At 61.3% G+C, this 11,586-nt stretch carries 13 protein-coding genes; 10 read left to right on the top strand and 3 right to left on the bottom strand.

Translation table 11 applies throughout. From position 1 onward, the window contains the following. Window positions 1-53 precede the first annotated feature (53 nt). The 8 genes from C5J26_RS07980 (at window position 54) to lipA (ending at window position 8,161) form a co-directional block, all read left to right on the top strand. Window positions 54-371, top strand: coding sequence for a septum formation initiator family protein (locus C5J26_RS07980; protein ID WP_046669298.1), 318 nt, complete (start codon window positions 54-56; stop codon window positions 369-371). Window positions 372-565: 194 nt separating this feature from the next. Then, a complete protein-coding gene (pdhA, locus tag C5J26_RS07985) occupies window positions 566-1,636 on the top strand; it encodes a pyruvate dehydrogenase (acetyl-transferring) E1 component subunit alpha (RefSeq protein WP_046669299.1) in 1,071 nt (356 codons plus the stop codon). An 18-nt stretch (window positions 1,637-1,654) separates the two neighbouring features. Beyond that, window positions 1,655-3,073: a pyruvate dehydrogenase complex E1 component subunit beta gene (locus C5J26_RS07990; RefSeq protein ID WP_105401259.1), complete on the top strand. Its 1,419-nt coding sequence runs from the start codon at window positions 1,655-1,657 to the stop codon at window positions 3,071-3,073. 15 nt (window positions 3,074-3,088) lie between these two features. Then, a complete protein-coding gene (locus tag C5J26_RS07995) occupies window positions 3,089-4,432 on the top strand; it encodes a pyruvate dehydrogenase complex dihydrolipoamide acetyltransferase (RefSeq protein WP_105401260.1) in 1,344 nt (447 codons plus the stop codon). A 60-nt stretch (window positions 4,433-4,492) separates the two neighbouring features. Beyond that, the gene (locus C5J26_RS08000; RefSeq protein ID WP_046637694.1) at window positions 4,493-5,131 is read left to right on the top strand and encodes an SGNH/GDSL hydrolase family protein; all 639 of its coding nucleotides are present in this window, start codon (window positions 4,493-4,495) and stop codon (window positions 5,129-5,131) included. Window positions 5,132-5,192: 61 nt separating this feature from the next. Next, a complete protein-coding gene (lpdA, locus tag C5J26_RS08005; protein ID WP_105401261.1) occupies window positions 5,193-6,638 on the top strand; it encodes a dihydrolipoyl dehydrogenase in 1,446 nt (481 codons plus the stop codon). Between the two features lie 265 nt (window positions 6,639-6,903). Then, complete coding sequence (locus tag C5J26_RS08010; protein ID WP_046630581.1) at window positions 6,904-7,149, top strand: GlsB/YeaQ/YmgE family stress response membrane protein; 246 nt, start codon at window positions 6,904-6,906, stop codon at window positions 7,147-7,149. A gap of 37 nt (window positions 7,150-7,186) precedes the next feature. After that, a complete protein-coding gene (gene lipA, locus C5J26_RS08015) occupies window positions 7,187-8,161 on the top strand; it encodes a lipoyl synthase (RefSeq protein WP_037087242.1) in 975 nt (324 codons plus the stop codon). 22 nt (window positions 8,162-8,183) lie between these two features. Here the strand turns inward: lipA and C5J26_RS08020 are convergent, their stop codons facing one another. Further along, on the bottom strand, window positions 8,184-8,369 hold the full coding sequence (locus C5J26_RS08020) for a hypothetical protein (RefSeq protein WP_037087239.1): 186 nt from the start codon (window positions 8,367-8,369) through the stop codon (window positions 8,184-8,186). 300 nt (window positions 8,370-8,669) lie between these two features. Here C5J26_RS08020 and C5J26_RS08025 point away from each other — a divergent pair, with 300 nt between their 5' ends. Beyond that, on the top strand, window positions 8,670-9,263 hold the full coding sequence (locus C5J26_RS08025; RefSeq protein WP_245441118.1) for an AAA family ATPase: 594 nt from the start codon (window positions 8,670-8,672) through the stop codon (window positions 9,261-9,263). Window positions 9,264-9,272: 9 nt separating this feature from the next. After that, window positions 9,273-9,740 carry a type II toxin-antitoxin system RatA family toxin gene (locus tag C5J26_RS08030; RefSeq protein ID WP_105401263.1) on the top strand — a complete coding sequence of 156 codons (468 nt, stop codon included), beginning with the start codon at window positions 9,273-9,275 and terminating at the stop codon, window positions 9,738-9,740. Here C5J26_RS08030 and C5J26_RS08035 read toward each other — a convergent pair. Continuing rightward, a complete protein-coding gene (locus tag C5J26_RS08035) occupies window positions 9,731-10,234 on the bottom strand; it encodes a CinA family protein (protein WP_105401264.1) in 504 nt (167 codons plus the stop codon). The two genes, C5J26_RS08030 and C5J26_RS08035, sit on opposite strands and share 10 nt — an antisense overlap. After that, entirely contained in the window at window positions 10,231-11,451 is a 1,221-nt protein-coding gene (locus C5J26_RS08040; protein ID WP_105401265.1) for a bifunctional 2-C-methyl-D-erythritol 4-phosphate cytidylyltransferase/2-C-methyl-D-erythritol 2,4-cyclodiphosphate synthase, read from the bottom strand. The genes C5J26_RS08035 and C5J26_RS08040 overlap by 4 nt, the downstream gene beginning before the upstream one ends. Window positions 11,452-11,586: the final 135 nt, after the last annotated feature.

An 11,586-nucleotide genomic window follows, 5' to 3' on the forward strand; every position in this document is an offset into this window, starting at 1 on the left:
CTGTTTCGGATCTGATTTGAGATCCCGTAAGCGTGACAAGGCGTTAGAGCGGCATGTGGACAAAGCATCATAAGAAAAGAAAATTCGGCCGTTTTGTCCTTCCCGCCATCACAGTCGCGTTTCTGTCCTACTTCGGTTATCATTCCATCCATGGCGACCTCGGTCTGATCGCCACGGAGGAATTCGAACGTCAGCGGCAGGCCCGCGCGGGCGAACTCGCCAAGCTGACCGCCCGGCGCGAAACGCTGGAGCGGCAGGTTCAACTGATGAGCGACGGTTCGCTCGACAAGGACATGCTGGACGAGATCGCCCGCTATCAGCTGAATATTTCCCGCGGCGACGAAATCGTCATCTTCAACAACTACTTCTAAATTAACCCGATTTCGGTTAATTTTACATTTCTGTAACCTATTCAATAGGTTGCGCGGAATGTGAGCCATGCATTTATGGCATTGCTGGGGCAGCTTTTCTTGCCTATGGTACGCCCCGACACCAGAGTGGGAATCTGGCGATACACGTCAGGGCGTAATCTCGCTCTCAACGCAGAACTCAAAGGGAGGGATGAATGGCGCCGACCAAGACCGCGTCTGTATCCGGCCGCAAACCAGCGGCAAAGTCTGCAATCAAATCGGCCTCGAAAGCCTCCGCCAAGGAGTTTACGGGCAAGAACACCCCGGATTTCGGCAAGGATCAGGATCTTCACGCCTATCGTGAAATGCTGATGATCCGTCGTTTCGAGGAAAAGGCCGGCCAGCTCTACGGCATGGGCTTCATCGGTGGTTTCTGTCACCTCTATATCGGCCAGGAAGCTGTCGTCGTCGGCATGCAGATGGCGCAACAGGAGGGTGACCAGGTTATCACCGCCTATCGCGACCATGGGCATATGCTGGCAACCGGCATGAGCGCGCGTGGCGTCATGGCCGAGCTCACCGGACGCAAGGGCGGCTATTCCCGAGGGAAGGGCGGCTCGATGCACATGTTCTCCAAGGAGAAGCATTTCTACGGCGGCCACGGCATCGTCGGCGCCCAAGTTTCGCTCGGAACCGGTCTCGCCTTCGCCAACAGGTATCGTGGTAATGACAGCGTCTCGGTCGCCTATTTCGGCGATGGCGCGGCCAACCAGGGCCAGGTCTACGAGAGCTTCAACATGGCGGCCCTCTGGAAGCTGCCGATCGTCTATATCGTCGAGAACAACCGTTATGCGATGGGCACCTCGACGGCTCGTGCGACGGCGCAGTCGAACTACTCGCTGCGTGGTTCCGGCTTCGGCATCCCTGGCATCCAGGTCGACGGCATGGACGTTCGTGCCGTGAAGGCCGCCGGCGACGAGGCGCTCGAGCACTGCCGCTCCGGCAAGGGCCCGATCATTCTCGAAATGCTCACCTACCGTTATCGCGGCCACTCCATGTCCGACCCGGCGAAATATCGCTCCAAGGACGAAGTGCAGAAGATGCGCTCCGAGCACGACCCGATCGAGCAGGTGCGCCTGCGCCTCATCGAAAAGGGCTGGGCCACCGAGGACGAGCTGAAGGCGATCGACAAGGATATCCGCGACGTCGTTTCGGATAGCGCCGATTTCGCCCAGGCCGATCCGGAGCCGGATCCGTCCGAGCTCTACACTGACATTCTGCTCTGATCGCGGGGAGGGAACCCAATGCCAATCGATATCCTGATGCCCGCGCTTTCTCCGACCATGGAGGAAGGCACGCTTTCCAAATGGCTGAAGCAAGAAGGCGACAAGGTCACGTCCGGCGATGTCATCGCTGAAATCGAGACCGACAAGGCGACCATGGAAGTGGAAGCCGTCGATGAAGGCGTGATCGGCAAGCTGCTGATCGCTGCCGGCACCGAAAACGTCAAGGTCAACACCAAGATTGCGGTGCTCCTGCAAGATGGCGAGAGCGCCGATGCGATGAGCGCGGAAAAGCCGGCGGCACCTGCCAAGGCTGACGCGGACACACCGGCTGCAACGTCCGACGCCGCAGGCGGCAAGGCCCGCGAAGCAAGTGAAGAGACGCCTGCCGCGGCCAAGGTCCCGGCCCAGCCCAGGGCCGAGGCTGCCGCCGATCCGGATATCCCGGCCGGCACCGAAATGGTCATGACCACCGTTCGCGAAGCGCTTCGCGACGCGATGGCCGAAGAAATGCGCCGCGACGAGAACGTCTTCGTCATGGGTGAGGAAGTCGCCGAATACCAGGGCGCCTACAAGATCACGCAAGGGTTGCTGCAGGAATTCGGACCCCGCCGCGTGGTCGATACCCCGATCACCGAACACGGCTTTGCCGGCGTCGGCGTCGGCGCCGCCATGGCGGGCCTGAAGCCGATCGTCGAATTCATGACCTTCAACTTCGCCATGCAGGCGATCGACCAGATCATCAATTCGGCCGCCAAGACGCTCTACATGTCCGGCGGCCAGATGGGTGCGCCGATCGTGTTCCGTGGCCCGAACGGTGCCGCCGCCCGCGTCGGCGCGCAGCACAGCCAGGACTATGCCACCTGGTACAGCCAGATCCCGGGCCTCAAGGTCGTCATGCCCTACACGGCTGCCGACGCCAAGGGCCTGCTGAAGGCCGCCATCCGCGATCCGAACCCGGTCGTCTTCCTGGAAAACGAAATCCTCTACGGTCACCAGTTCGAAGTGCCGAAGCTCGACGATTTCGTCCTGCCGATCGGCAAGGCGCGCATCCACCGCAAGGGTAACGACGTCACCATCGTTTCCTTCGGCATCGGCATGACCTATGCCGTGAAGGCGGTCGCCGAACTGGAAAAGGAAGGCATCGACGTCGAGTTGATCGATCTTCGCACGCTGCGCCCGATGGACCTGCCGACCGTCATCGAGTCGGTCAAGAAGACCGGCCGCCTCGTCACCGTCGAGGAAGGTTATCCGCAGAACTCGATCGGCACGGAAATCGCCACCCGCGTCATGCAGCAGGCTTTCGACTATCTCGATGCGCCGATCCTGACGATCGCCGGCAAGGACGTTCCGATGCCTTATGCGGCCAATCTCGAAAAGCTGGCGCTGCCGAATGTCGGCGAAGTCGTCCAGGCGGTGAAAACCGTCTGCTACAAATAAGGGGAGGATGTTTCGATGCCGATCAACATCACCATGCCTGCCCTGTCCCCGACCATGGAAGAGGGCAATCTTTCCAAGTGGCTCGTCAAGGAAGGCGACAAGGTCAAGTCCGGCGACGTGCTCGCCGAGATCGAGACCGACAAGGCGACCATGGAAGTCGAATCCGTCGATGAGGGCACCGTTGCCAAGCTCGTCGTTGCGGCCGGTACCGAAGGCGTCAAGGTCAACGCGCTGATCGCCATTCTTGCCGCTGACGGCGAGGATGTCTCGGCTGCCGCCTCTTCGGGCGGTGGTGCTTCTCCGGCTCCGAAGGCCGAGGCTGCTCCCGCCCCGAAGGCGGAAGCCGCTCCGGCTCAAAAGGCGTCCGAACCGGCTCCTGCAGCCGCAGCGCCGGCTCCGGCATCTTCGGGTGGTGCAAGGCCCTTTTCTTCGCCGCTCGCTCGTCGCCTCGCCAAAGAAGCCGGCCTCGATCTTTCCACCGTGTCGGGTTCCGGCCCGCATGGACGCGTCGTCAAGGCCGATATCGAAAAAGCTGTCGCTTCCGGTGGTGCCAAGCCTGCACCGGCCGCCGCTGCACAGGCTGCTGCCGCACCGGCGATCGCCAAGGGGCCGGCAGACGATACCGTCCTCAAGCTTTTCCCCGAGGGTTCGTACGAGCTTCTGCCGCATGATGGCATGCGCAAGACGATCGCCTCGCGCCTCACCGAGTCGAGCCAGACGGTTCCGTCCTACTTCGTCTCGATGGATTGCGAGCTCGACGCGCTGATGAAGCTGCGCGCCGAGATCAACAAGTCTTCGCCGATGAAGAAGACCGACAAGGGCGAGGTTCCGGCCTTCAAGCTGTCGGTCAATGACTTCATCATCAAGGCGATGGCGCTCGCGCTGCGCGATGTCCCGATGGCGAATGCTTCCTGGACCTCGACGGCCCGCGTGCTGCACAAGCATGCAGACGTCGGCGTGGCCGTGTCCATCCCCGACGGGCTGATCACCCCGATCGTCCGCAAGGCCGAAACGAAGACGCTCTCCGCCATCTCCAACGAGGTGAAGGATCTCGCCAGGCGCGCCCGCGACAAGAAGCTGAAGCCGGAGGAATACCAGGGCGGCACGACATCCGTGTCCAACCTCGGCATGTTCGGCGTCTCCAACTTCACCTCGATCGTCAACCTGCCGCAGGCTTCGATCGTCTCGATCGGCGCAGGCGTCGAGAAGCCGATCGTCAAGAACGGTGAGATCAAGGTCGGCACGGTGATGACGGCAACCTTCGCCTTCGACCACCGCGTCATCGACGGCGCGCTCGGTGCGGAACTCGCGTCCGCCTTCAAGCGCTACATCGAAAACCCGATGGCGATGCTGGTGTAACAGTTTTCTCTCGCCCTTGCGGAGAGGTATCCGCAAGGGAGGGGAAGCGGAGACATATCCATGAAAACGGTTCTGTGCTTCGGCGACTCGCTCACCTGGGGTTTCGACCCGGAAGGACCCGGCCGGCATGCGTTCGAGGACCGGTGGTCGAGCGTCCTCGCTGCTGCGCTCGGTCCCGGCGTGACGGTCATCGCCGAGGGCCTGAACGGCCGCACGACGGGTTATGACGATCATCTTGCCGACTGCGACCGCAACGGCGTCAAGAACCTCCCGACCGTGCTGCATACTCACATGCCGCTCGATCTGGTGATCATCATGCTCGGAACCAACGACATGAAGCCGATAATCGCCGGCACCGCCCATGCGGCGCGTGCCGGCGTTCAGCGTCTCGTGGGGCTGATCCGCCACCACGAATATTCGTTCGACTACGATGCGCCGGATATCCTGATCGTTTCGCCGCCGCCGCTCTGCGACACCGCCGATCCGATTTTTTCGGCGATCTTCAAGGGCGGCGTCGAGCAGTCTTCGATGCTTGCCTCGCTTTACCGCGACCTCGCCGACGACCTCGGCTGCGGCTTCTTCGATGCGGGTTCGGTCGCCAGAACGACGCCGATCGACGGCGTGCATCTCGATGCAGAAAATACCCGAGCCATCGGACGCGGCCTCGAGCCCGTCGTCCGGATGATGCTGGGGCTGTAGAACAAGATTTCCCGAGGCGGGCCGCTTGGAGCTGGCCCCCCAATGAGAAGGCAGGAAAGCAATGGCTCAATCCTACGACGTCATCGTTATCGGTTCCGGTCCCGGCGGTTATATCGCCGCCATCCGGGCATCCCAGCTCGGGCTGAAGGTCGCCGTCGTCGAGCGCGAGCACCTCGCCGGCATCTGCTCCAACTGGGGCTGCATTCCGACCAAGGCGCTGTTGCGCTCGGCCGACGTCATGCACACCGCGAGCCATGCGAAGGACTACGGCCTGACGCTGGAAGGCACGATCAAGCCGGACGTCAAGGCGATCGTCGACCGCTCGCGCGGCATCGCCCACCGCATGAACAACGGTGTGGGCTTCCTCTTCAAGAAGAACAAGGTCGATGTCATCTGGGGCGAGGCAAAGCTTTCGAAGCCCGGTGAGGTCGTCGTTTCGAAGACCACCAAGAAGCCGGTCGAACCGATCGGCCCGATCCCGAAGAATACGCTGGGCGAGGGAACATACACCGCCAAGCACATCATCATTGCGACAGGCGCCCGTCCGCGCGCGTTGCCGGGCATCGAGCCGGATGGCAAGCTGATCTGGACCTATTTCGAAGCGATGAAGCCGGAAGAGATGCCGAAGTCGCTGCTGGTCATGGGCTCGGGCGCCATCGGCATCGAATTTGCGAGCTTCTACCGCACCATGGGCGTCGAGGTCACCGTCGTCGAAATCATGAGCCAGGTCATGCCGGTCGAGGACGCGGAGATCTCTGCGCTCGCCAAGAAGCAGTTCGAGCGTCAGGGTATGAAGATCCTGCTCGAAGCCAAGGTCGCCAAGGTCGAGAAGGGCGCCAATTCGGTCACTGCGACGATCGAACTGAAGGACGGCAAGACCCAGGCGATCACCGCTGACCGGATGATCTCCGCTGTCGGTGTCCAGGCCAATATCGAAGGCATCGGCCTTGAGACCCTGGGTGTGAAGACCGACCGCGGCTTCATCGTCATCGACGGTTACGGCAAGACCAACGTGCCCGGCCTCTATGCGATCGGCGACGTCGCCGGCCCGCCGCTGCTCGCCCACAAGGCCGAACACGAAGCGGTCATCTGCGTCGAGAAGATCGCTGGCCTTCCCAACGTTCACCCGATGGACAGGCTGAAAATCCCGGGCTGCACCTATTGCCATCCGCAGGTCGCCTCGGTCGGCCTCACTGAAGCCAAGGCGAAAGAGCAGGGCCGCGACATCCGCGTCGGCCGCTTCCCGTTCGTCGCCAACGGCAAGGCGATCGCGCTCGGCGAGGACCAGGGCCTCGTCAAGACCATCTTCGACAAGAAGACCGGCGAACTCATCGGCGCCCACATGGTCGGCGCAGAAGTCACCGAACTGATCCAGGGCTTCGTCGTCGCCATGAACCTGGAGACGACGGAAGAGGAACTGATGCACACGATCTTCCCGCATCCGACCATTTCCGAAACGATGAAGGAAAGCGTTCTCGACGCCTATGGCCGGGCGCTGAATGCCTGATTGACGTTAGAGGTTTGGATATCCCCTCACCAACAAAATCTAAGACTTAGCTTCGCTAAGATCTTGATTTTGTAACCTCTCCCGCAAGGGGAGAGGTCGGGGCGCCGAGTTTGCGGCACGGTTATCTCTCCCCTTGCGGGAGAGAAAGCAATTTCGAAATCTTAGCGTAGCTAAGTTTCAGAAATTGCAAGTGAGGGGGTAGGCGGCATATCTGGATTCTGGATCAGGCCATTACCATATTTGAGTTTTCGAAACGGGGGTTCTCATGGGTGTAGGTTGGATTGCGGCGATCATCATCGGCGGCCTGGCGGGTTGGCTCGCCGGCAAGCTGATGGATGTCCGCTTCGGCATTTTCATGAACATCGTCATCGGCATTGTCGGCGCGGTGCTCGCCAACGGCATCTTCAACAGGTTCAACATCCATGTTGCAGACGGATGGCTGGGTTACCTGGTTGCGGGTTTCATCGGCTCCTGCATTTTGCTATTTATCGCCAAACTCGTCAGGCGCTGACGGTAGCCGCGCTTTAAGCGGTTGAAAGCAGGTATCTATGGTCACCATTCTCGACACGATCGCATCCGGCGATGAAAAGCGCGTCCGTCATCCGGAAAAGGCGCATCGTCCCGATACCGAGATCATGCGCAAGCCGGAATGGATCCGCGTTCGCGCCCCGGTTTCCAAGGGTTATCAGGAAACCCGCGCGATCGTGAAGGAAAACAAGCTGGTGACGGTCTGCGAGGAAGCGGGCTGCCCCAATATCGGCGAGTGCTGGGACAAGAAGCACGCCACCTTCATGATCATGGGCGAGATCTGCACCCGCGCCTGCGCCTTCTGCAACGTGGCGACCGGCAAGCCGAACGCGCTCGATATGGAAGAGCCCGAAAACGTCGCCAAGGCCGTCAAACAGATGGGCCTCTCTCACGTGGTCATCACCTCCGTCGACCGCGATGACCTGGCCGACGGCGGTGCCGAGCATTTCGAGAAGGTGATCTGGGCGATCCGTGCCGCGTCGCCGGCAACGACGATCGAGATCCTGACGCCCGACTTCCTGAAAAAGCCCGGTGCGCTGGAGCGCGTCGTCGCCGCCAAGCCGGATGTGTTCAACCACAACATGGAAACCGTGCCGGGCAATTATCTGACGGTGCGCCCCGGCGCCCGCTATTTCCACTCCGTCCGGCTGCTGCAGCGAGTGAAGGAGTTGGATCCGACCATGTTCACCAAGTCCGGCATCATGGTTGGGCTTGGCGAGGAGCGCAACGAAGTGCTGCAGCTGATGGATGATCTGCGCACCGCCGACGTCGATTTCCTGACGATCGGCCAGTATCTGCAGCCGACCCGAAAGCACCACAAGGTAGAAAGCTTCGTCACGCCGGAGGAGTTCAAGTCCTACGAGACCGTGGCCTATTCCAAGGGTTTCCTGATGGTGTCGTCCAGCCCGCTGACCCGGTCTTCGCATCACGCCGGCGACGATTTCGCTCGCCTCAAGGCTGCGCGCGAGAGGAAAGTCCTGGCCGCCGCCGAGTAGGGCGGCAGCCGGTTCCGGGCTCTTATTCGGCTGCCTGGATCTTTTCGCTTTTGTCCTGGCCGCGTCTTCGTTCGCGCAGCGTGAACCTGTGGCCGCGCGCTTCGGCCTTAGCCATTTCAATGAGATAGACGAGCATGGGGAGCTGGTTCATGTCTGCAAGCTGCTTTGCGGATTCGAGCAGCTTTATCATCTGCGAGAAATCGTCCATGGATGCCTCTTTCGGCTGCGCCCGGTCTGCTGTCGGTTGATTATACCAAATGTACGCAAGCTTGCGACTCTGGATCACTACAACCGGATGGATGCTACATTAAATCTTATTAATCTGAATGCCATCTGACATCAACAAATGACCGGTGGTTGAACCGGTCCCTCAGACTTCCGTGTCAAAACTCTGTCACAATCGCATTCGGCGATCTCTATAGCGCCGTCTGTTTGACATTGAAATCCTCCTGTCGTCATCGGAAGTTACCGCCAGTCACGATACTGAAAGCCTGATTCACGGGAGAGCATGATGGATATGGAATCCGGCGTGAATGCGATCCGTTACGTGGGAATTGCCGAGGCGGCAGACAAGATCCCCGAGGCCGATCGAATTCTGGTCATCGGCTGTTCCGGCGGCGGTAAGTCGACGCTGTCGCAGAAGATCGCCCGCCGCTACGGGCTGGCCTACATCTCGATCGATCGGGACGTGCTCTGGCTGCCGGGCTGGGTGCAGCGGGACAAGCCCGAACAGCACCGCCTCATCGCAGAGTTGGTCGCCGGCGAACGCTGGATCATGGACGGCACCAATACCTCCACCTTCGACATTCGCGTGCCGCGCAGTGACCTTGTCATCTGGGTGCGCATGCCGCGCTGGCTGTGCATCTGGGGAATTTTAAGCCGCTGGATCATGAACAGGGGCCGCACCCGTCCGGAAATGGCGCCGGGTTGCCCGGAAAAGATGGAGTGGCAGTTCTTCCGATTCGTATGGACCTGGGAGAAGGTCTATGGTCCGCGCGTGCTTGCGGGGTTGGCATCGCACGCGGCCGGAAAGCCGGTTCTGATGTTGAAATCGAGATCCGAGATGCGCGAGCTTCTTGATCTTATCGGACCGGACGCTTAACTCGGGAACATGCCAAAGTTTGAAATCCGCCGTCCCGTCAAGCACAGCGCTGAAAAGATGTACGCGCTCGTTGCCGATGTCGAAAAATATCCGCAATTCCTGCCGCTCTGCGAAGCGCTGACCGTACGTTCCTCCAAGGAGCGCGACGGCAAGACGCTTCTCGTGGCCGACATGACGGTCGGCTACAAGGCGATCCGAGAAACCTTCACCACCCAGGTGCTGCTCAACCCGGCCGAGCGGATCATCGACGTGAAATATATCGAGGGGCCGTTCAAATATCTCGACAACCGCTGGAGCTTCGAGCCGGTAGCGGGCGGTTCCCCGAATGCCGGCCCGGAGGGGTGCATCGTCCATTTCTACATCGATTACGAGTTCAAGAGCATGATCCTCGGCGCCCTGATGGGCTCGATGTTCGACCGCGCCTTCCGCATGTTCGCCGAAGCCTTCGAGACCCGGGCCGACAAGATCTACGCCTGAGCAGCCACCTCGGCCAGCATCGCGAGCGCGGTACGCACCGTCGCAAGCCTGACCTCCGTGCGGCCGATATCGCCGTACCGCATTTCCCGGTGCAGGATTTTCCCCGAACGGCTTTTCGCAGCTAGATGTACGAGACCGACCGGCTTTTCCGCCGATCCGCCGCCCGGACCGGCAATGCCCGTGACTGCAACCGCCACGCTCGCCTGCGAGCGATAGAGCGCCCCATGCACCATCTGCAGCGCCGTTTCCTTCGACACCGCGCCATGCGTCGCGAGCGTGGTCTCCGCCACCCCGAGCATGTCCACCTTCGCCTGGTTCGTATAGGTGACGAAACCGCGATCGACGACGGCGGACGATCCGGAAATCTCCGTCAGCGCCCCGGCGATCAGCCCGCCTGTGCAGGATTCGGCGGTCGCGACCATTTTTCCGCGCGCCGCGAAATCGGCAACGATCTGTCGGGCCTGGTCCTCGATATCGGCGGGAAACAGGCTCACGCGGCGTCTCCGCGGTAAACGACGGTCGCCGTGGCGATCGCGGCGATGCCCTCGCGGCGGCCGATGAAGCCGATCTTCTCGTTGGTGGTCGCCTTGACCGAGCAGCGGTCGATCGAAATGCCGAGAATCTCGGAGAGGGTTTCGCGCATCGCCTGGCGGTGCGGGGCGATCTTCGGCGCTTCGGCGATCAGCGAAATATCGGCGTTCATGATCGTGCCGCCGCGTTCGCGGACGATCTTTGCCGCATGGTCGAGGAAGATCTTTGACGGCGCACCGCGCCACTGCATGTCGGACGGCGGAAAATGGTCGCCGATATCGCCGGCGCCGCAGGTGGCCAGCAGCGCATCTGTCAGGGCATGCAGCGCGACATCCGCATCCGAATGGCCGCTGAGCTTCTGGTCGTGTGGAATGAACACGCCGCAGAGCGTCACCCCGTCGCCGGGCTCCAGCTGATGCACGTCATAACCATTGCCGGTGCGGACATCGGGGAGGGTGGTCGAAGACCCGGTCTGCGAGAGCTTTTCGTCGGCCATGGCGATATCCCGCTTCACGGTGAGTTTGATATTGTCGATCGATCCTTCCACCAGCGTCACCGGCAGGCCGGCCCATTCGGCGATCGAGGCGTCATCGGTGAAATCCTCGCGGCGCAGCGCCGCCGCCTTTTCATGGGCGGTGCGGATTTCGGAGAGAACAAAGCTCTGCGGCGTCTGCGCGGCATAAAGCCCGGCGCGGGGTACGGTTTCGTGCACCAGTCCGTCTGGACCGCCGCGCTTCAGCGTGTCGCTGACCGAAACGGCCGGCAGCACGCCGTCCTGCCCCTCGTCGAGCGCCTGCGCCACCCGCTCAAGCACGCCGTGGTCGATAAAGGGCCGCGCCGCGTCGTGGATCATCACGTGGGTCGCCTCTGTGCCGGACAGGGCGCGCAGGCCTTCATAGACCGAGCGTTGCCGTGTTTCCCCGCCGAACGTGGTGATCAGCCCGGCCGCTCCCTTGACGCCGACGGTTGCCGCCGCGAACAACGCCTCGTCGTCAGGGTGGATGACCACGACGATCGGGCCGCTGCGGGGCCAGGTCAGAAACCGCTCCAGCGTATGGGCGATGACCGGCTTGCTTCCGATCCGCCGGTACTGTTTGGGGCCGTCCTCAGGGGAACCGGCCCGTTCCCCGCGGCCCGCGGCGACGATGACGATACCGATTGTCTTGGGACCGATTGTCATGGCTTTGTCGTCCCCGACCCGTAATTCGTTTTGGATTGACAGGCGCAGAACTATAGGACCAAAAGCCTGAATTCCAGCATGGCGCTCAAAAATAACGCAGTTCCGGAATTGCTCTTGGCAAACGTCCGAGACATG

Source organism: Neorhizobium sp. T7_12, from assembly GCF_002968535.1.
In the GTDB taxonomy this organism is placed as follows: Bacteria; Pseudomonadota; Alphaproteobacteria; order Rhizobiales; family Rhizobiaceae; genus Neorhizobium; species Neorhizobium tomejilense.

Excerpts from the sequence above, each read along its gene's own strand:
- C5J26_RS08010 (WP_046630581.1), top strand. The coding sequence starts at position 6,904 with ATGGGTGTAGGTTGGATTGCGGCGATCATCATCGGCGGCCTGGCGGGT.
- pdhA (WP_046669299.1), top strand. The coding sequence starts at position 566 with ATGGCGCCGACCAAGACCGCGTCTGTATCCGGCCGCAAACCAGCGGCA.
- C5J26_RS08040 (WP_105401265.1), bottom strand. The coding sequence starts at position 11,451 with ATGACAATCGGTCCCAAGACAATCGGTATCGTCATCGTCGCCGCGGGC.
- lipA (WP_037087242.1), top strand. The coding sequence starts at position 7,187 with ATGGTCACCATTCTCGACACGATCGCATCCGGCGATGAAAAGCGCGTC.
- C5J26_RS08025 (WP_245441118.1), top strand. The coding sequence starts at position 8,670 with ATGATGGATATGGAATCCGGCGTGAATGCGATCCGTTACGTGGGAATT.
- C5J26_RS07990 (WP_105401259.1), top strand. The coding sequence starts at position 1,655 with ATGCCAATCGATATCCTGATGCCCGCGCTTTCTCCGACCATGGAGGAA.
- lpdA (WP_105401261.1), top strand. The coding sequence starts at position 5,193 with ATGGCTCAATCCTACGACGTCATCGTTATCGGTTCCGGTCCCGGCGGT.
- C5J26_RS08000 (WP_046637694.1), top strand. The coding sequence starts at position 4,493 with ATGAAAACGGTTCTGTGCTTCGGCGACTCGCTCACCTGGGGTTTCGAC.
- C5J26_RS08030 (WP_105401263.1), top strand. The coding sequence starts at position 9,273 with ATGCCAAAGTTTGAAATCCGCCGTCCCGTCAAGCACAGCGCTGAAAAG.
- C5J26_RS08020 (WP_037087239.1), bottom strand. The coding sequence starts at position 8,369 with ATGGACGATTTCTCGCAGATGATAAAGCTGCTCGAATCCGCAAAGCAG.
- C5J26_RS07980 (WP_046669298.1), top strand. The coding sequence starts at position 54 with ATGTGGACAAAGCATCATAAGAAAAGAAAATTCGGCCGTTTTGTCCTT.
- C5J26_RS07995 (WP_105401260.1), top strand. The coding sequence starts at position 3,089 with ATGCCGATCAACATCACCATGCCTGCCCTGTCCCCGACCATGGAAGAG.